This is a genomic window from Shewanella halifaxensis HAW-EB4, assembly GCF_000019185.1.
Taxonomy (GTDB): Bacteria; Pseudomonadota; Gammaproteobacteria; order Enterobacterales; family Shewanellaceae; genus Shewanella; species Shewanella halifaxensis.
The window spans coordinates 2,821,230-2,840,534 of record NC_010334.1; the positions used below are offsets into that span (position 1 = coordinate 2,821,230).

Annotated in this window: 15 protein-coding genes and 6 tRNA genes; 6 read left to right on the forward strand and 15 right to left on the reverse strand. The window is 42.4% G+C overall.

Features of this window, described 5'->3' with window-relative positions:
* Positions 1–209 precede the first annotated feature (209 nt).
* The 4 genes from sodB to SHAL_RS12190 all read left to right on the forward strand — a co-directional run bounded on the left by sodB (position 210) and on the right by SHAL_RS12190 (position 5,809).
* Positions 210–794 (forward strand): superoxide dismutase [Fe], encoded by a 585-nt coding sequence (sodB, locus tag SHAL_RS12175; RefSeq protein WP_012277424.1) that lies wholly within the window; start codon positions 210–212, stop codon positions 792–794.
* A gap of 229 nt (positions 795–1,023) precedes the next feature.
* Positions 1,024–2,958, forward strand: a complete 1,935-nt coding sequence (locus tag SHAL_RS12180) for a PrkA family serine protein kinase (protein ID WP_012277425.1) — start codon at positions 1,024–1,026, stop codon at positions 2,956–2,958.
* A 49-nt stretch (positions 2,959–3,007) separates the two neighbouring features.
* A complete protein-coding gene (locus SHAL_RS12185) occupies positions 3,008–4,276 on the forward strand; it encodes a YeaH/YhbH family protein (RefSeq protein WP_012277426.1) in 1,269 nt (422 codons plus the stop codon).
* 9 nt (positions 4,277–4,285) lie between these two features.
* The gene (locus SHAL_RS12190) at positions 4,286–5,809 is read left to right on the forward strand and encodes a SpoVR family protein (RefSeq protein ID WP_012277427.1); all 1,524 of its coding nucleotides are present in this window, start codon (positions 4,286–4,288) and stop codon (positions 5,807–5,809) included.
* A gap of 61 nt (positions 5,810–5,870) precedes the next feature.
* Here SHAL_RS12190 and rplY read toward each other — a convergent pair whose 3' ends face one another.
* The 13 genes from rplY to SHAL_RS12255 all read right to left on the reverse strand — a co-directional run bounded on the left by rplY (position 5,871) and on the right by SHAL_RS12255 (position 14,396).
* Positions 5,871–6,158 carry a 50S ribosomal protein L25 gene (gene rplY, locus SHAL_RS12195; RefSeq protein WP_012277428.1) on the reverse strand — a complete coding sequence of 96 codons (288 nt, stop codon included), beginning with the start codon at positions 6,156–6,158 and terminating at the stop codon, positions 5,871–5,873.
* A 152-nt stretch (positions 6,159–6,310) separates the two neighbouring features.
* Positions 6,311–6,859 carry a peptidoglycan L,D-endopeptidase MepK gene (gene mepK, locus SHAL_RS12200; RefSeq protein WP_012277429.1) on the reverse strand — a complete coding sequence of 183 codons (549 nt, stop codon included), beginning with the start codon at positions 6,857–6,859 and terminating at the stop codon, positions 6,311–6,313.
* Between the two features lie 96 nt (positions 6,860–6,955).
* Positions 6,956–8,308, reverse strand: coding sequence for a L,D-transpeptidase family protein (locus tag SHAL_RS12205; protein WP_223296189.1), 1,353 nt, complete (start codon positions 8,306–8,308; stop codon positions 6,956–6,958).
* Between the two features lie 197 nt (positions 8,309–8,505).
* Complete coding sequence (locus SHAL_RS12210; protein WP_012277431.1) at positions 8,506–9,081, reverse strand: prepilin-type N-terminal cleavage/methylation domain-containing protein; 576 nt, start codon at positions 9,079–9,081, stop codon at positions 8,506–8,508.
* 479 nt (positions 9,082–9,560) lie between these two features.
* Positions 9,561–9,646 (reverse strand) — tRNA-Leu (locus SHAL_RS12215).
* A gap of 110 nt (positions 9,647–9,756) precedes the next feature.
* Positions 9,757–9,830 (reverse strand) — tRNA-Cys (locus SHAL_RS12220).
* Between the two features lie 694 nt (positions 9,831–10,524).
* Positions 10,525–10,610, reverse strand: a tRNA-Leu gene (locus SHAL_RS12225).
* A gap of 82 nt (positions 10,611–10,692) precedes the next feature.
* Positions 10,693–10,766, reverse strand: a tRNA-Cys gene (locus SHAL_RS12230).
* A 13-nt stretch (positions 10,767–10,779) separates the two neighbouring features.
* Positions 10,780–10,855: transfer RNA gene (locus SHAL_RS12235), tRNA-Gly, on the reverse strand.
* A gap of 152 nt (positions 10,856–11,007) precedes the next feature.
* On the reverse strand, positions 11,008–11,556 hold the full coding sequence (pgsA, locus tag SHAL_RS12240; RefSeq protein ID WP_012277432.1) for a CDP-diacylglycerol--glycerol-3-phosphate 3-phosphatidyltransferase: 549 nt from the start codon (positions 11,554–11,556) through the stop codon (positions 11,008–11,010).
* A gap of 47 nt (positions 11,557–11,603) precedes the next feature.
* Positions 11,604–13,433, reverse strand: a complete 1,830-nt coding sequence (gene uvrC, locus SHAL_RS12245; RefSeq protein ID WP_012277433.1) for an excinuclease ABC subunit UvrC — start codon at positions 13,431–13,433, stop codon at positions 11,604–11,606.
* A gap of 17 nt (positions 13,434–13,450) precedes the next feature.
* Positions 13,451–14,095: a UvrY/SirA/GacA family response regulator transcription factor gene (gene uvrY / locus SHAL_RS12250; RefSeq protein WP_012277434.1), complete on the reverse strand. Its 645-nt coding sequence runs from the start codon at positions 14,093–14,095 to the stop codon at positions 13,451–13,453.
* A 210-nt stretch (positions 14,096–14,305) separates the two neighbouring features.
* Positions 14,306–14,396: transfer RNA gene (locus SHAL_RS12255), tRNA-Ser, on the reverse strand.
* Positions 14,397–14,623: 227 nt separating this feature from the next.
* On the opposite strand from SHAL_RS12255, the gene SHAL_RS12260 reads away from it, so the two are divergent.
* Together SHAL_RS12260 and fabA are read left to right on the forward strand one after the other, a co-directional pair.
* Complete coding sequence (locus SHAL_RS12260) at positions 14,624–16,336, forward strand: S16 family serine protease (protein ID WP_012277435.1); 1,713 nt, start codon at positions 14,624–14,626, stop codon at positions 16,334–16,336.
* A 67-nt stretch (positions 16,337–16,403) separates the two neighbouring features.
* Positions 16,404–16,919 (forward strand): bifunctional 3-hydroxydecanoyl-ACP dehydratase/trans-2-decenoyl-ACP isomerase, encoded by a 516-nt coding sequence (fabA, locus tag SHAL_RS12265; protein ID WP_012277436.1) that lies wholly within the window; start codon positions 16,404–16,406, stop codon positions 16,917–16,919.
* 128 nt (positions 16,920–17,047) lie between these two features.
* On the opposite strand, the gene rmf is transcribed toward fabA, so the two are convergent.
* Complete coding sequence (gene rmf, locus SHAL_RS22625; protein ID WP_012155190.1) at positions 17,048–17,224, reverse strand: ribosome modulation factor; 177 nt, start codon at positions 17,222–17,224, stop codon at positions 17,048–17,050.
* Between the two features lie 197 nt (positions 17,225–17,421).
* On the reverse strand, positions 17,422–19,296 hold the full coding sequence (locus SHAL_RS12270; protein WP_012277437.1) for a DUF3466 family protein: 1,875 nt from the start codon (positions 19,294–19,296) through the stop codon (positions 17,422–17,424).
* Between the last annotated feature and the right edge of the window lie 9 nt (positions 19,297–19,305).

Consider the following 19,305-nt stretch of genomic DNA (forward strand, 5'->3'; position numbering starts at 1 on the left):
GAACTTCATTACAATCGCGCCATTGTACGCCAGTCTGTAGCAGAACAAAAACCTACTTTTTATAGGGATAATATCTAATAGAAATTATCGATTAAGATAATCGATCAATTTGAATAAACAATGATACACTTCACAACTTTATTAGGTAAAATATCTCATAGTGAGCAAGAACGCACAAAATAACAATCTAGAGTTAACGGAGAAAACTAATGGCTTTTGAATTACCTGCATTACCTTACGCACAAAACGCACTTGAGCCACATATCTCAGAAGAAACGATTAACTACCATTACGGTAAGCATCACAACACTTATGTTGTTAAGCTTAACGGTTTAATTGAAGGCACGGATCTTGAACAAAAGAGCCTAGAAGAGATCATCAAGACCTCTACTGGTGGCATCTTTAACAATGCTGCTCAAATTTGGAATCACACCTTCTACTGGAACTGTCTATCACCAAATGGTGGCGGCGAAGCAACTGGCCCTGTAGCCGATGCAATCATTGCTGCATTTGGATCATTTGAGGCATTTAAAGCTCAGTTTACGGATGCTGCGGTAAACAACTTTGGCAGTGCCTGGACATGGTTAGTTAAGAAGGCTGACGGCACTGTTGCTATTGTTAATACTAGCAATGCTGCAACACCTCTTACAGATGAAGGTGTAACACCAATCATGACAGTAGATGTATGGGAACATGCTTACTACATCGATTACCGTAATGTGCGTCCTGATTATTTAGCGCACTTCTGGGAATTAGTTAACTGGGAATTTGTTAACACAAATTTCGCTGGTTAATCATTTAATTTTCGGTACATCGAGAGGAGCCTTTAGGCTCCTTTTTTATTGCTTATTTTTATTGTTTCTGAGTTTTATCTCAAGTGCAACTATTGCAAATGCAACTATTTCTTATTGTTTTTATTTACTTTTTTAATACATGGTTCATATTTAACGTCTAACATTAAAGATAGGAGGATAAGTGCATTAACCTCTAATCTTACCATTTGTACGTTTCTGGGGGCCGATTATGAGTATATTTGAGCATTACCAACAGCGCTATGAGAGAAAGCTTGATGAAGAATATTCATTAGAAGACTTTTTAACCATTTGTAAAAAAGATAGAAGTGCATATGCATCTGCTGCAGAGCGCTTATTGATGGCGATTGGAGATCCAGAAGTCATTGACACGTCTAAAGATCCCATTCTCAGTAGGCTATTTTCTAATCGACTGATTTCTCGATATCCAGCATTTAAAGATTTTTATGGTATGGAAGAAGCGATTGAACAGATCGTCGCATACCTAAAACACTCGGCTCAAGGTCTAGAGGAGTCGAAACAGATCCTTTACTTACTTGGACCTGTAGGTGGCGGTAAATCTTCGCTTGCTGAAAAGCTTAAAGCGTTAATGCAAGATGTACCTGTATATGTACTTACTGCTAACGGCGTACGTAGCCCTGTTAACGATCACCCATTTAGTTTATTTAACCTTGATGAAGATGGACAACTTTTAAAAGAAGAGTATGGCATCCCCGAGCGTTATCTAAAAACAATCATGTCGCCTTGGGCCGTCAAGCGATTGCATGAATTTGGCGGTGATTTATCCAAATTCAGAGTGGTAAAGGTCTACCCTTCTATCTTAGACCAACTCGCGATTGCTAAGACAGAGCCTGGCGATGAAAACAATCAGGACATTTCATCGTTAGTAGGTAAGGTCGACATTCGTCAGTTAGAACACTTTGCTCAGCATGACGCAGACGCCTACTCTTATTCGGGCGCATTATGTCGAGCAAACCAAGGTATGATGGAATTTGTGGAGATGTTCAAGGCCCCCATTAAGGTACTGCACCCACTGCTAACGGCTACACAGGAAGGTAATTACAACGGAACGGAGGGTTTATCAGCCCTGCCCTTTAGTGGAATTATTCTTGCCCACTCTAATGAATCTGAGTGGATCACCTTTAGAAACAACAAAACCAACGAAGCATTTTTAGACAGGGTCTATATTGTTAAGGTGCCTTATTGTCTCAGAATGACTGAAGAGGTGCGGATTTACCAAAAACTGCTATCTAATTCAGAACTTGCTAACACGCCTTGTGCACCTGGTACGCTAGAAACCTTAGCGCAATTTAGTGTCCTATCTCGTGTCATCGCACCAGAGAATTCATCAATATATTCAAAGATGCGGGTTTATGACGGAGAAAGCCTAAAAGACACCGATCCTAAAGCTAAGTCGTATCAAGAGTATCGAGATTACGCGGGTGTAGATGAAGGGATGCAAGGTTTATCAACGCGTTTTGCCTTTAAGATCCTCTCTAGAGTATTTAACTTTGATCATACCGAGATTGCCGCAAACCCTGTTCACCTGTTCTATGTATTAGAACGACAAATTGAGCAGGAACAATTCCCTGCCGAGACAGCTGAACGCTATTTAGAGTTTTTAAAAGGCTATCTCATACCCAAATATGTGGAATTTATCGGTAAAGAGATCCAAACAGCTTATTTGGAGTCCTACTCCGAGTACGGTCAAAATATCTTCGATAGATACGTGACTTATGCTGATTTTTGGATCCAAGATCAGGAGTACCGCGATCCAGAAACTGGTCAACTATTCGACAGATCAGCGCTTAACTCCGAACTTGAAAAGATAGAGAAACCAGCTGGAATTAGTAACCCTAAAGACTTTAGAAACGAGATCGTCAATTTTGTACTTCGTGCTAGAGCCAATAACGAAGGCACTAATCCATTATGGACAAGTTATGAAAAGCTCAGGACGGTCATTGAGAAAAAGATGTTCTCAAATACTGAAGATCTGTTACCCGTCATTTCTTTCAATGGTAAAACCTCTACAGATGATCAACGTAAGCACGATGACTTTGTGAATCGAATGATGGAGAAAGGCTACACCCAAAAACAAGTAAGACTACTCTCAGAATGGTATTTAAGAGTTAGAAAGTCTTCTTAGAAAGCCCTGAGGGGAGTTTACTCCCCTCCTATTAGGCTAGGAGGTGCGCATGACAAGTTTCATTGATAGAAGACTCAATGCCAAAGGGAAAAGCACTGTTAATCGACAGCGCTTTATCAATAGGTATAAGAAACAAATTAAAAAGGCGGTCAGCGACGCAGTGACGCATCGTAGCGTTACCGATGTTGATAAAGGCGAGAAAATTAGTATTCCGACCCGAGACATTACTGAACCCACTTTTCATCAGGGTAATGGTGGCGTACGTGAGCGAGTGCACCCCGGGAATGATAAGTTTGCAAAGGGCGACCAAATAGAGCGCCCACCTTCAGGACAAGGTCAAGGTTCGGGCCCTGGCGAGGCATCGGATTCTGGTGAGGGTCAAGATGACTTTGTATTTCAAATATCGAAAGATGAGTATTTGGAGCTATTGTTTGAAGATCTTGAATTACCCAACCTACAAAACAACCGTTTAAATAAACTGGTCGAGTACCAAGTGTACAGAGCGGGTTTCACTAATGATGGCGTGCCTGCAAATATCAATATTGTTCGCTCTCTTCGTTCATCACTCGCACGAAGAACGGCTATGACTTCAACGAAAAGGTCAAAATTAAAAGCGCTAGAACAAGAGCTTAATCAACTGGAAAATACTCCAGGATCTGAAGCTGAGCGTATTTTGTCCCTAAAAGCTGAGATCAAAGACTTAAAAGATCGTATCAAAAAAGTACCTTTTATTGATACTTTTGATTTACGTTACAACAACTTTGCCAAACGTGAAGTGCCTTCAAGCCAAGCTGTCATGTTTTGCTTAATGGACGTATCAGGGTCAATGGATCAAGCAACAAAAGACATGGCAAAGCGCTTTTATATTCTACTTTACCTTTTTCTCACCCGAACCTATAAAAACTTGGAAGTGGTATACATCCGTCACCATACCCAAGCAAAAGAAGTTGATGAACACGAGTTTTTCTACTCTCAAGAGACGGGCGGAACGATTGTATCGAGTGCACTTAAACTTATGCATGAAATTCAACAGAAGCGCTATCCAGAAAATGAATGGAATATATACGCAGCCCAAGCATCTGATGGAGACAATTGGGCTGATGACTCCCCTGCATGCCACGAGCTCTTAGAAAAAAAATTACTACCCGTTGTTAGATACTTCAGCTATATAGAGATCACTAACCGCGCGCATCAAACACTCTGGCGCGAATATGAAGATCTGCAAAAGTCTAATGCCAATATTGCAGTACAACACATAAAACAGGCAGAAGACATTTATCCCGTGTTTAGAGAGCTATTTAAAAAACAGGCTGTTTAGGGGGCGCTTATGGATAGTACAATTAAAAGAACACCCATGGACGATGGGCCAGATTGGAACTTTGATCTATTACAAACTTACCTTACTGAAATCGAGCGTGTAGCGGGCATTTATCGTTTAGATGCTTACCCAAATCAGATAGAAGTCATCACTGCCGAGCAGATGATGGATGCCTATGCTGGTATTGGTATGCCCATTGGTTACACACATTGGTCATTTGGTAAACGCTTTATTGAGACTGAGCAAGGTTATAAACGAGGCCAAATGGGTCTGGCTTACGAAATTGTCATCAATTCAGATCCGTGTATCGCCTATCTCATGGAAGAAAATACCATCACTATGCAAGCGCTGGTAATGGCTCATGCAAGCTTCGGCCATAATAGTTTTTTTAAGGGTAATTATCTTTTTAAGACTTGGACCGATGCGAGTTCTATTATCGATTATTTAGTGTTCGCTCGAAACTATATTAGCGAATGTGAAGAACTCTATGGCATTGAAAAGGTAGAAAGTATCATTGACTCTTGCCATGCACTCATGAGTTATGGTGTCGACAGGTACAAGCGCCCTAGTGAAATCTCATTCAGAGAAGAACAAATTCGTCAAAAAGACAGAGAAGCTTACCTTCAAAGCCAAGTCAATGAACTGTGGCGTACCATCCCCGATCTTCCGCAAGAAGAAGCAAAAGAAAAGCAAGCCTGCTTTCCTGCTGAGCCACAAGAAAATATACTCTATTTTATTGAGAAAAATGCGCCTTTGCTTGAACCTTGGCAACGAGAGATTGTGCGTATCGTGCGAAAGATGGGACAGTACTTTTACCCACAAAAGCAGACCCAGGTGATGAATGAAGGTTGGGCAACATTTTGGCACTATACCATTCTCAATCATCTTTATGATGAGGGTCTAGTAACAGACCGCTTCATGCTAGAGTTTTTACAAAGCCACACCAACGTCATAGCACAGCCTAGCTATAACAGCCCTCATTACAGTGGAATTAACCCCTATGCCTTAGGCTTTAATATGTTTGTTGATATCAGACGAATTTGTGAAAACCCAACAGATGAAGATAGGCAATGGTTCCCAGAAATAGCAGGAAGTGATTGGTTGACAACGCTTCACTTTGCCATGGAGAACTTCAAAGATGAGAGTTTTATCAGCCAATATTTATCACCAAAAATCATTAGACAATTTAAGCTATTCTCTATATTAGACGATGATAGAAAAAACCATATCAGTGTTTCAGCCATTCACGATGATGAAGGTTATATGGAGATCAGACAAAAATTATCTCAACAATATAATTTGTCGAATCTGGAGCCTAATATTCAAGTACAGAAAGTTGAAGTAACTGGAGATAGATCATTAACATTAAGGTATATCCCAAGTTCTAGGATCCCACTCGCTGACACTAGCCATGAAGTTGTCAAACACCTTCACCGACTTTGGGGCTTTGATGTGAAACTTGAACAATATGATGACAGTAAAACCACTATCATCGCAGCTTGTCCAGAGGTCACGGCAGAGCAAAAAAACTAAGCCGAATTACAGATATAAAAAAAGCGCCTAATTAGGCGCTTTTATCAAATCAACTTAAAATTTAAGCGAATTTGAAGTCAACGTGTTCAATCATTGGCTTGAACGCGTGGCGTTGCATGTCTTGAACGCGAACTTTAACATCTTTACCTTCTAGAGCAATTGTTAGCTCAGAAGTGTAGAAATCTTGGTTCTCTTGAATGTTGATGATATCTTTGTGATCAAAAACAATAGAGATAGCTTCTTTACCTGGACCGTAGATAACAGCAGGTACTTTGTTCGCGTGACGTAGGCGGCGGCTCGAACCTTTCCCGATTTCAGTACGAACTTGTGCAGCGATAGTGTAAGACATATTTAACTCACTTAATAAGAAATAACATAAAATTTAAGGCCATGATTTTCGACCAACCACGACCTGCTAAAAGCGGGGCGGATTCTACCATAGAATATCCCGCTTAACAAAGATTATAATGCTAGCTTTCAATTACCGCACTATAGCAGTACTTACCAGTGTCTTACAGGCCCAGTGTCGATATGGACAAAGCCTGAACTTGGATAATAACCAACACCGCCTAGCTTAAGCTCAATAGCAGCTTCGCGTATATCAGCCAACTTTACACCGGGCAAAGCAAGATCTAATGCCATACCTTTCATATGGTAGCTCTTCTTTGCTACACCATTACTTCTCTTAGCTAGCATTGCATTCGTTTTTGGCGAACGATAGCCTGAGATGATGTGTAATTCGTCTTCAAAACTCAGCGACTGTCTTAATTGATAAGCAAAATCAAATAAGCGTTTATCCATTGGTGCCGCTTCATTTTGACGATGGTCACGAAGAACTTGACTGAAGTCGGTCAAGATTTCGCTTTGATAATCACCATCTATCCAGTAGCTTCCCTGCCCGCGTTCACCTGTATGGCGGTTATAAAAACCTAGGCTCCTAACGCCTTTAGTTGAACGACTTGCCTGAGCTTTAGATGGCAACATTGAAAACATTGCGACACCACCTAAACCTAATAATAACTGTCTACGAGAGCTACATACTACTGACACACTTTCACCACTGACTACTTTTACAACAACTGGCACGCAAATTACCCCGAAGAATTAAAGAAAGCAAGCAATCGAGCTAAATTAGTGACAACTGTTTTATAAGTCGTTGATTTGAGCACCGGCGCGGTCTTCAAGAGTATTTAATGTTTGTAATTGGTAAATATCATTTCTAAATTGCGCTTGGTTGTGTTCGTCGATCCAAGCGGTCCAATACACTAAATGGACATTTAGTGTTGAATTTAAAGCAAACCACTGCGTTCGCGTTCTCTCTGCATGCCTATCCACCCAAGTCTGTTTGTCCTTGACTAAATTGGCCGCCATCCAATTAGCGAGTCCCTCGACATTTTCCACACGGATACAACCTGACGATAGAGCACGGTTGCTGCGCTCGAATAGCTTGGGATTAGATGTATCATGAAGGAAGATACTAAAGTCATTGGGAAAGTAGAATTTATAACGCCCTAACGTGTTGTTGTAGCCAGGGCGCTGTACAAATCGATACGGGAACGGACCTCTTGCAAGATCGCTCCATTGCTGAGCCGTCCTCACAACCAAATTGTTGCTACGATCAAATACATCAAAATTTCCTTCCGCGATATAATTACCATCTTTTCTAACGTGGGGTAGTAAGTCGTTATAAAGGATTTTTTTCGGTACCCGCCAACTTGGATTGATCACTACATTTGATATTGCACCGCTAAGTAACGGCGTTGGCCTATAGGGCTTACCGACGATCACTCTGGACTCCAATTCAACCCTCCCTTTACTGAATAGTGCCATTTCAAATGCAGGGATATTAATCACTAAGAACTGATCACCACGCTGAGCCATAAACTCCGCTTTCAACACAAAATTATTTGCTAACATCCTTGCGCGCTCGATAGGTTGCACATTTAGCCATTTCATGGTTTCAGGGCCAATTATTGCATCTGGTTGTAAACCATGTCTTCGTTGGAATCGCTTCAAAGCAGAAGATAGCTTCTCATCAAGTAGAGTTGATGTAGTTGCAGAACGTTCAGCGTCTCCAAGTAACCACAGACGTTTAGCGATAGTTGGAATACTAGGGTGTTTTTTGCTAGGGCGGATCAACTCATCGATAATAATAGGTTGCCACCACCCCTGCTGAGCTAACCAGTGTAAGTGACGAATTCTATTTTGAATTTGAAGGTAACCATTAAGCTCAGGCTCTAATGCCATCGCTCGAATGAACGGGTCGCCTAGATGATTTGTCGATGAATTACGAATTGGGATCTGCCGCGATAACCAGAATTGCGCGATTTCGTGCTCGATGGGTTTCAACTCTGATGGTGAAAGCGAGTGTTGTGATAGCAGGCTCCTGTATTGCTCGAACTTACTTTCACTGTTGACTAATGCCATTAAAGACACTTGCTGGTATAACATGTCTTGCGCACGTGTTTGTCGCTCATCCGCCAAGCTAGCAAGACTCAAGCAAACCAAACCAAACCAGCATATAAACCTACAAAAACGCATCATAGCCCCTTTCAATATCTCTATTTCAAGTATGGCAAACAATTATGTTTTGTATATGACGCGATGGAGTATTAGGTAAGCAAATTTTTGATGATAGAAAATTAAAAGCTCCTTCAGCAAAGGAGCTTGGCTTTATCTACAACATTAAAGCTACATTAGGGCGTGATAGTCAGAACCCCTTTTCCGACTTCTGTTTTACCTGTGCCTGGATAATATTTTAATTGCCAGTTTTCACTGCCTTCGACAAGATTATCAGCAATATAGTTGTAATAACAATAAGTACTGCTTGAGCTCAACTGACTACCAGCAAACCAATAAACGATATCATTTCCCTTCACAAAAGGGTCACCGAAATGGCTTACTAAAGTGTATTCATCGTTATCAAGTAAGCCTTGCCAAATCTCTTTGCAATACTCACCTTGTAGCACTGTACCACCTTTACTGGCAGAGGTATCGGTACCAAGTGGGTACCCCGTAACAGAAGAGTCAAGCGTTCCATCACCATAGCAAGCTAAATCCACTTGATAACCGCTTTTCCCTGAAGTAAGCCAGCAGCTATGGTAGAGCTTTACAGCCGAAGTAAAACTACCAAAAGCGCTCTTAATGGAAGCGTCATGGGCATCTTGACTGAGGCTAATGAATCTCGGGGCTGCAATAACGGCAAGAATTCCCAATACAATAATTACCACCACGAGTTCTATTAGCGTAAAACCTTTAGCCACTATTTTCATAACAAACTCCACAACAATGAGATAGCGATAATAGAACACGCAAAACCTATCTCGTCAATTGACGATTAAGTCACTCCTTATCATTTTAGCAAAATAATACTTCGAATAAGATCGGTACGTACCCTACTGCACTAGACAGGTTTAATTACTCTTCATAAGAAGATGGTCCCCATGACCAGACTCGCTTTGTCAAAAAGAGTGGCACGCCTTACCTTATTGAGAGTGCGAGGCGTCTGTTATAAAAAGCAAATCCCTTGGGATATGAAATCTCAAATTTCAGGCGTAAAAAAACCAGCTCGATGGCTGGTTTAGTCACTCTTCATAAGAAGATGGTACCCGTGGCCAGACTTGAGCGGACACACTTATACTGCGAGGCGTCTGTTATAAAAAGTAAATCCCTTGTACTTTTCCAAACCCTACAAAATTTAAATGTAAAAAAACCAGCTCAATGGCTGGTTTAGTCACTCTTCATAAGAAGATGGTACCCGTGGCCAGACTTGAACTGGCACGCTTATTCAGCGAGGGATTTTAAATCCCTTGTGTCTACCGATTCCACCACACGGGCAAACTCTTTGACTCTGACGATACGTATTGTCGATATCAATACTGCCTGACTTCTTAAAGATTAAGTGTCAAACTCATCAAACTCTTATTCTTTATAACTTTAAAAGGTTATGGAGGCGCGACCCGGAGTCGAACCGAGATCGACGGATTTGCAATCCGCAGCATAGCCATTCTGCCATCGCGCCATTTCGTTACCCTTCTAGTGGGAACGAGGCGTACTTTACTTGATTGTGGAAATGAGTCAACAAGTTATTAGTCGATTCCATTCAAATGGTTAAAAGCCGCGCTAATCACGCAATATCTAATCAATAAAAGACCTGTTTGGCTCTGTTTCGATGAAACGGAACAACGAGCTTACTGCTAAAGAGCATAGGTGGGTTGGATCCATTTACGACTGTCATTAACGGTCTGGGGCTTAGGTGAAGCTTTTTATGCAGGCGCAAGGTTAATCATCAGAACGTTGGCACACTTATTCCGCGAGGCGTCTGTTATAAAAAGAGACCCTCTATGCTTTTTACGCCAAACGACGGATACAAAAAAGCCCCGACATTGTCGAGGCTTCTCTGCAATTCTCCGAAAAGAATTATTTGGTACCCGTGGCCAGGCTCGCTTTGTCAAAAAGAGTGGCACGCCTTTCTTTATTGAGAGTGCGAGGCGTCTGTTATAAAAAGTAAATCCCTTGTGCTTCTGTCGTAAACGCATGATACAAAAAACCTCCGCACGTTAATGCGGAGGCTTTAATGATGGTACCCGTGGCCAGGCTTGAGCGGGTACACTTATACTGCGAGGCGTCTGTTATAAAAAGCAAATTCCTTGTGCTTTTGTCGTAAACGCAAGATACAAAAAAACCTCCGCACGTTAATGCGGAGGCTTTAATGATGGTACCCGTGGCCAGACTTGAACTGGCACGCTTATTCAGCGAGGGATTTTAAATCCCTTGTGTCTACCGATTCCACCACACGGGCAAACTCTTTGATTCTGGCGATACGCATTGTCGGTATCAATACTGTTTGCTCTTAGTAGAGTAAACTCGCCAAACTCTTAATGTGGAGGCGCGACCCGGAGTCGAACCGAGATCGACGGATTTGCAATCCGCAGCATAGCCATTCTGCCATCGCGCCACATGGTTTAAATTGGAGCGACATATCGGGTTCGAACCGATGACCTATACCTTGGCAAGGTATCGCTCTACCAACTGAGCTAATGTCGCATTTCAATTTAAACTGTATTCAAGTTCTTGCTTAGTTCGCTTCCCCTTGACTACGGAATGGCATTCTACCGATTAAACGCCAAGAGTCAACGCTATATTTATCGATAAATGGTTGTCTGCCCACTTATTGATCTCATTGATTCTTTAACGAGCTATTCTGCTGTTAAATCCTTCCAAGCAGCTAAAATATAGCTCATCATAGACCAAAATGTCAGTACTGCTGCAACGTAAAACAACCCAAAGGCGGCATAAGTTAACAGTTCATTTGGTTGCCAAATTAATCCTGTGATAGCCACCATCTGTGCAGCAGTTTTATATTTGCCAATCCAAGAAACTGCAACCGCACCTCTTTTACCTATTTCAGCCATCCATTCGCGTAATGCTGAGATGACGATTTCGCGGCCAATCATAAATAGTGCAGGCAGTGTTAACCAAATATTACTATATTCGGAGATAAGTAAGACCAAAGCCGTTGTTACCATTATCTTATCGGCAACGGGATCGAGAAACGCACCAAAACGAGTCGACTGCTTTAACTTTCGCGCGGCATAACCATCGAGTGCATCAGTAACAGCTGCGAGCCAAAAGACAAATGCAGCGGCAAAAGGAGACCAGGGTTCTGGTATATAAAAAAGTACAACAAAAACAGGTAACAGAGCTAACCTGAAAAGTGTTAACGCAATAGGAATGTTAAACGGCATTTTAGAACCTAATATTCAAAAGCAGCGCCAATCTTGCCTTAATTTTGCTACCCTCGCAATGCATCATGTATCGTTTGTGCCATTTCTAGGCTAATACCGGGTACTTTTACCAATTCAGATACACTTGCGCCCTTCACTTCTTGCAAACCACCTAAGTATTGCAGTAATGCTTTACGTCGCTTAGGCCCAACTCCAGCAATTGACTCTAAGGTTGAGGTGTTGCGGGTTTTCTGGCGTTTATTTCTATGGCCGGTAATCGCAAAACGATGAGACTCATCACGAATATGTTGGATTAGATGCAGTGCGCCCGAATCTGCAGGTAAGGTGAATGATTCTTCATTCTCACCGTAGATTAACGTTTCTAAGCCAGGTTTTCGCCCCTCTCCTTTCGCAACACCAATTAATGTCGGAGCATTATCTAGCGCAACAAATTTCTCATCTACCACTTTTTGAGCAATACGCAACTGGCCAATACCCCCGTCAATAAACAGGATATCGGGAATTTTCCCGCTACTACTGATTTTATCAAAGCGACGAGTGATAGCTTGCTTCATTGCTGCATAATCATCGCCTGGAGTGATCCCTGTAATATTATAGCGCCGATAGTCAGCCTTACTTGGCCCCTCTCGATTAAACACTACACAAGATGCAACTGTGCTCTCGCCCATAGTGTGGCTAATATCGAAACATTCCATGCGCTGGATTTTGTTGGTCGACTCGATAGCCTCTTCTAAGAGTAAGAAACGTTGCTCTATGGTGTTCTTGTGAGACAAACGAGTATTGACCGCATTGGTAGCATTAGTGAGTGCTAGGCGTAAAAAACTCGCTCTTTCGCCACGAACCTGAGTCTTTATCTCTACTTTCTTATTCTGTGCCGCCTGAATAGCTTTAGCGAGTTCATCCTGCTCCTCGAATGGCTCACTGATTAAAATCTCTTTCGGCGTTAATCGCTGGCTATCCGAATTAAGATAAAACTGCAGCATAAACGAGCGTAAAACTTCTGACACTTCGGTATTAACCGGAACCTTAGGGTAATAACTGCGGCTACCAAAAATCTTACCCTCTCGGATAAATAGCAGGTGAAAACAAGCAACGCCAGATGCATAGTAAGCACCTATCACATCCATATCGCCCGATGCATTAGATACCTCCTGCTGCTCTGATACTCGTCTTAATGCGGTTATTTGATCTCGATAGAGTGCTGCCTGTTCATAGCGCATATCACTGGCGGCTTGTTCCATTTTGCCAACCAAGACTGACATGACTTGATGATCTTTACCTTTTAAAAACAAGGTCGCGAGCCTAACCTGCTCTTGATAATCCTCTAAAGACACCTTACCTACACAAGGTGCGCTACAACGACCTATTTGATATTGCAAACAGGGACGTGAACGAGATTTATAGTATAGATCGTCACACTGTCTTATCGGGAAGATTTTCTGCAGCAAATGTAGACTTTCTCGCACCGCTCCACCGTTGGGATAAGGTCCAAAGTACAAGCCTTTATCGCGTTTCGGACCACGGTGATAGGCTAAGCGAGGATGCTTATGGTTACTGAGTAAAATGTAGGGATAAGACTTGTCATCACGTAGCAATACATTGTATTTAGGCATGTACTGCTTGATATAATCATTTTCTAAAATTAACGCATCGGTTTCGCTGTGTGTCACAGTCACATCAATATTAGCAATATGTGACACCAAGGCTTGAGTTTTAACGTTGGTAAGATTTTTGCGGAAATAGGAGGAAAGCCGCTTTTTTAGATCTTTAGCCTTCCCCACATAAATCACTACAGCCTTTGCATCATACATCCGATAAACACCGGGTGACGATGTCACTGTCTTTAAAAACTGATTGGCATTAAACACGTCAGACATAAATTTTGGCTAATTGTTTAGAATTGTCCAGTATCCAGCATTTTGTATCGAATTGCTAAGCGAGTCAGCTCAACGTCTCCGCCTATGCCTAACTTTGCAAACAAGCGATATCGATAACTGTTGACCGTCTTGGGGCTTAAATTTAGCTGCTCGGAGATTTCACTTACTTTTTCACCATTGGTGATCATCAGCATGATCTGCAGCTCTCTTTCCGACAGCGACTTAAATGGATTTTCTTCAGATTGATTAAATTGACTCAACGCCATCTGCTGGGCAATTTCAGGCGATAAATATCTTTGTCCGTGAGCGACCTGTCTAATCGCCTGCAGCACTTCAGGAGAGGTCGCCCCCTTAGTCAGATAACCAGACGCTCCGGCTTGCATCACTTTCGTGGGAAAAGGATCTTCGGTATGGATGGTTAACACAATGATCTTAGCATGAGCCTGAAAGCGTAAGATCTTACGTGTTGCTTCTAAACCGCCGATGCCGGGCATATTCATGTCCATCAAAATCACGTCAGCTTCGTTCTTACGACACCACTGCACTGCCGTTTCACCATCACCAGCCTCACCCACGACTTTAATGCCACGTTCATCTTCGAGGATCCGTCTAATACCGGTTCTTACTAACTCATGGTCATCAACTAAATATACAGAGATCAAAGCCGTCTTACCTTTTGATGCTTAATTTGAAATCCATTTCAAACAGATTCAAATCAATAATGTTATAAAGGTTAACTTATCGCATCTAACTAGATATAGAAAGTAAAATCGCTCTAAAAGCAATGGCGTTGGTTATGGAAAATACTATGGGAAAACAACTGCTTAACGAAGAAAGCAAAAAGGCAGCCAATAGGCTGCCTTTTCTTAATATGGCGGAGAGATAGGGATTTGAACCCTAGATGGGCTATAAACCCATGCCGGTTTTCAAGACCGGTGCATTCGACCACTCTGCCATCTCTCCGAACGCCGTAGATATTATGCGTTTCCTGTAATGATGTAAACCCATTTTCAGCAAAAAAACACCCTAACGAGTTCTACAGCTTAACTATTGGACGAAAAGAACAGCGATTAGACTGCACAGACTCATTAACCACCTCTAGCATCAAACTAGCGACTTCAAACGTTAACTGTCAAAGCCTGCTTAAAAATGTGCTAGTATCTCCCTACTAAAACTAGACATACACTTTTATGAACTCAAACGTTATTCCTGCTTCTGCTCTTATTCCAAGTTTCAACCTTCCGGCTGAACAGGCATTCATCTCGAGCCCAAAGGCCGATCTTCTTGGTCAAGAGCGAAGCCTAGATGCATTTCGCTTACTTACCGAGACCGATAATCAGCACATGTATCTGGCCGATTATTTTGGCTGTAATCGAAAACGGATAATCAACGCCTTAGTTAAAGAGCAAGGCCAGTTTCCAACATCTAGCTTAATCCTTGATGAAGATAACGTCACAAGCTGGGTTGAACATGAAGAGCAGCAAACCAAAGTGCTTGCAACCAAGACTCATCAGTATCAATATCTATCGGGTTCTATACGCAAAACCGATCTAATTGGTCGTTACAACAGCGACACACAAAGCTATGAAGCTGGCATGCTTGCCAGTTGCCACTATCTGTTTATCTGCGCCGACTCATTATGGAAAAAAGAAAACCTGTGGGATCTGTTACTCGAAATTCTCGATAAGCAAACCTATCATGTCCACTCACAACTCCCCGCTGTAGCCTTAAAGTGCAAAGTTATCCTTATTGGATCTAGCCATCAATATGGTAGTTGCTGGTTAGGTGAACCGAGTTTTTCGCGCCACTTCCCTCTGCTTGGCGAGCTGATCAATGAGATGGATCTGTCTGAGCATTCAGCATTAGATTACTGCCAATGGCTAGCTCATATATTTAATGATCTTAATATCAGCCTGACCCGTTCGGCACTGCTGTTGCTGCTGCAATACAGCGCTAAACTTGCGGATCATCAACAGCGCCTTAGCCTAATGTCGACTAATATAGAACAGCTGTTGGCTCAAGCTAAAGCCTATGCTCAGAATCTGGAGATCTCTGAGCAAGTGTTACTGCACAGTATTAATATGATTAACCAGCGTCATAATGCCTCGGAGAGACTCTCTGAGCAGAATTTTGATGATCTCTTTATCAATCTGCCTACCCAAGATGAAATCATCGGTCAAATTAACGGCTTAACCGTAATTGAAAATGCAGAGTTTAGCTACGGAGAACCGGCTCGAATCACCGCATCTGTTCATTATGGTGATGGTGAGGTTGCCGATATTGAGCGTAAATCTGAATTGGGCGGTAATATCCACGCAAAAGGAATGATGATCCTCTCAGCATGCCTCTATCGGATCTTCGGTAAAGATGCGCCACTGCACCTCAACGCCAATATAGTATTTGAACAATCCTACCAGGAGATTGATGGCGACAGCGCCTCTCTCGCTGAGTATTGCTGTTTAATTTCTGCTATTTCAGAGAAACCCATTAAACAAAGTTTGGCTGCGACTGGCGCCATCGACCAGTTTGGTAATGTGCAGGCAATTGGTGGCGTAAACGAGAAAATTGAGGGCTTCTTTAAACTGTGCAAACGTCGAGGGCTCACAGGTCAACAAGGCGTTATTATTCCTTGCTCTAACATGCAACAACTAAATTTACATCACGATGTTGTCGAAGCTATCACAGCAGGTAAGTTCACCTTATATCAAGTTAAGCATATTGATGAGGCCGTTGAAATATTGATGCAGACTCAGGCTGGCACCGCCGATGAGGATAATCAGTTCCCTGACGAAACACTCTATGGCTTGGTGCAATCTCGCTTAGAGAGTTTGGCCGGTTATCAAGAAGAAGAAGAAAAGACGCTTTTTGCAAGATTGATCGAGAAATTAGGATTTTCTAGCTGATCGGAGTTGTTTAGCGTACACGTGTTCGCTAACCTTGACCGCTCAAATTGCTGGAGTATCAAAAATAATGAGTAACGCAAACAGTTTTACCAAAGAAGATCTTATTGCCTGTGGACTTGGCAAACTATTCGGACCTAATTCTCCGAGATTACCTAAAGACAATATGCTAATGATCGACCGTGTTCTAAAGATCAATGGAGACGGCGGTGAGTATGGTAAAGGTGAGATTGTTGCAGAACTCGATATTAATCCTGAACTTTGGTTCTTTGACTGTCACTTCGCAGGCGATCCGGTTATGCCGGGCTGTTTGGGTCTTGATGCGATGTGGCAACTTGTCGGCTTCTTCTTAGGCTGGGAAGGCGCTGAGGGCAAAGGACGCGCTCTGGGCGTAGGTGAAGTTAAATTTACAGGTCAGGTGCTACCAGAAGCCAAAAAAGTCACCTATAAGCTCACCATTAAGCGCAAAGTTTATCGTAAACTCGTGATGGGCATTGCTGATGCTACAATGGAAGTCGATGGCCGCGAGATCTACAGTGCAAAAGACCTTAAAGTGGGTATTTTTACAGACACCACAAGCTTTTAATCACGAATAAAGTGGCTAGTATTTGCACTAGCCACTGCATAAAAATGCCCTCTTTATCCTAGAGGGCAAAAAAGTTTCTCAATGATTCTTTACTTCAAAAACTCTTTCTTAGAATAGGTTACTGAGTCTTACTTATTAAATAAGCCGCTCAGCCTGCCATCAATGCCTTCACGCCATCCTCCAAGCCATTGTGATTTTGAATCAAGTGTCGAATACGGACATATCTCTTTCGACCGGCCACCAATTCCTGCTTGAAAGCCTTTTGAAAAAGCTCTATCTAATCGATCTCTTTTTTGTCTTTTCATGCAAGCATCCTCTCTGAGATAACAAAAGAAGCTAACGCTTCAGCACCATAAATAATGCTTTTTAACGCAGAGATCAATGCCTAAAAAACACCCACTAGCAGGTTATTTTTTAAGCTATTGAGAAGTCTTATAAATTTAGACAAAAAAAATCGAGGCACTTGGCCTCGATTTCTACTTCAAAGATCATCAAAGTTGCTTTACTTAGCTCGGCGTCTAAACCATAGCAGCGGTAATGCTAGAAGCCATGCGAAACTTGCCGCACCTTTACGCTCATAGTTATCATTGCCACCATCATCATCTTTAACCGTACAAGCTTCAGCACCCGATGTACTCGGTTGTAGCACCACCATGCGTGGCAGAAATGACGTTACAGGGTCGCCGTAGCCGTTAAGCTCAAAGAATGGCAAACCATTATCACCAATCACCAAGTTACCGTCATCATCAAACTTATAAGAAGGCTTACGAATAAATGCCGTTCCCACTATGGTGCCATCTTCGTTGATACTATTGCCCTCAACGACGAGGATCTCGCTCTTATAGGTTAATGTCTTGCCCGAACCATCTTGTACTTCTACTAAGTGACGCTGCCAATTTCCTTCAGCATCTTGCTTATAGCCCTTAGACTCACAGGTCAGTAGGTCATTTACATTGCTAAACTCATCCGTCGGTAGATCGTAGAGGAAGGCAGCTTTAGGACGAGGCTTCTCTTTATCGTGCGTTGTCTCAATATAACCAACGACTTGACCTTGATTATTAATATCACGACCACGACTACTTAAGTCCGATAGGTTGTTATAGAAATCATTAGGCGTAACCAGCGCGGTTTCTGGGCTCTTTGTATCGAAATAGAAGAACTTATCTCTTCTGTATCCATTGATGTACTTATTGTAGCTACCGACTACGATGCCATTGTCGTTAATGTCATAGGCGATGGATGAATATACATCATGCGCTTTATCGACATCGACCCAGTTATATTTATATTCACCAGTGGCAGAATCTTTAGTCCAGTAGGCCGCATCATAATACAATCTGTCTTTATCGTTTTTACGATAGACATAAGAGCGGCCTGCAACCACCCCTTCGCTGTTGACGCCTAGACCTTGTGCACTATAAACACTGTCGTTAGTCACTTCGAGGCCTAACGGAAGCTCAGTCGCCGTTACGCTACCCGACTCATACTGCCAAACATAACCACGGATCTGATATTGAACATCGCTGTAGCCGTATTGGTTTGGAAACTGTTTTGATTGAATACAAATTTCCTGCGGCGCGGTGTCACTATTGTTGTCGATACAAGACTTAATAATGCCTGCACTATTATCGCTGATATCGGTACTGGCGTAACCCGCGACTAAACCGCTAGCGTTAACCGCTGCAGCACTAGAGAATCCACCAACATTGATAGTTTGCTCACCGGACTCCCCTTCCTTATAGATATAATCAGTATAAGGAGGGATTAACGGTATTTCAGCATCAGTGCCAGATTTGACAAAACCGCGCTGTTCGTAATCACGGTAATACCAAAACTCCTGCGTTTCACTACTACCGTCATACTTGACTGTTTTCTCTGGTGCAGTCATTGCACCGACTTTTAGATCGCTGTCATTAATGTCGTAGAAGAAGGTATCGACCGAGTTAACCGTTGTGTCGTCTTCAGGAAAGGTCGGCGCAGTTGTGCCATTGACGCTCTCAAATGTTGGGATCCAAGCATTACCAGTTGAAGTAAAAGTAAAGTTGTTGGCAACAATCGGCAGGTTAACTGAATAGGTAATCGTTTCAGAGTCAGCAACGCCATCTTCAATATCAATAACACCATCGTCGTCTTCTGAAACCGTTAGCTTTTTCTTACCTTTGGCGGCACCGACCGCCTGATTGTTAGCATTCACAGCCATGCCATAACCGTTACGAGTATTAGCTATCGTGCCGTTAAGATCGTAGGTGCCGTTTTGTACATTTGGGTAGCCATCGATGTTAACAATTTCATAAACAGGTGCCGCTTGCACACCTTGAAGTACGCTTAATACACCTACGGCTACTAACGATAGGGTTTTATCCAACTTAAACTTCATTAACTCGCT

What these genes read in the sequence shown, in the direction of transcription:
- sodB (WP_012277424.1), top strand. Translation starts at nt 210, where the DNA reads ATGGCTTTTGAATTACCTGCATTACCTTACGCACAAAACGCACTTGAG.
- SHAL_RS12180 (WP_012277425.1), top strand. Translation starts at nt 1,024, where the DNA reads ATGAGTATATTTGAGCATTACCAACAGCGCTATGAGAGAAAGCTTGAT.
- SHAL_RS12185 (WP_012277426.1), top strand. Translation starts at nt 3,008, where the DNA reads ATGACAAGTTTCATTGATAGAAGACTCAATGCCAAAGGGAAAAGCACT.
- SHAL_RS12190 (WP_012277427.1), top strand. Translation starts at nt 4,286, where the DNA reads ATGGATAGTACAATTAAAAGAACACCCATGGACGATGGGCCAGATTGG.
- rplY (WP_012277428.1), bottom strand. Translation starts at nt 6,158, where the DNA reads ATGTCTTACACTATCGCTGCACAAGTTCGTACTGAAATCGGGAAAGGT.
- SHAL_RS12210 (WP_012277431.1), bottom strand. Translation starts at nt 9,081, where the DNA reads ATGAAAATAGTGGCTAAAGGTTTTACGCTAATAGAACTCGTGGTGGTA.
- pgsA (WP_012277432.1), bottom strand. Translation starts at nt 11,556, where the DNA reads ATGCCGTTTAACATTCCTATTGCGTTAACACTTTTCAGGTTAGCTCTG.
- uvrC (WP_012277433.1), bottom strand. Translation starts at nt 13,433, where the DNA reads ATGTCTGACGTGTTTAATGCCAATCAGTTTTTAAAGACAGTGACATCG.
- SHAL_RS12260 (WP_012277435.1), top strand. Translation starts at nt 14,624, where the DNA reads ATGAACTCAAACGTTATTCCTGCTTCTGCTCTTATTCCAAGTTTCAAC.
- fabA (WP_012277436.1), top strand. Translation starts at nt 16,404, where the DNA reads ATGAGTAACGCAAACAGTTTTACCAAAGAAGATCTTATTGCCTGTGGA.
- rmf (WP_012155190.1), bottom strand. Translation starts at nt 17,224, where the DNA reads ATGAAAAGACAAAAAAGAGATCGATTAGATAGAGCTTTTTCAAAAGGC.
- SHAL_RS12270 (WP_012277437.1), bottom strand. Translation starts at nt 19,296, where the DNA reads ATGAAGTTTAAGTTGGATAAAACCCTATCGTTAGTAGCCGTAGGTGTA.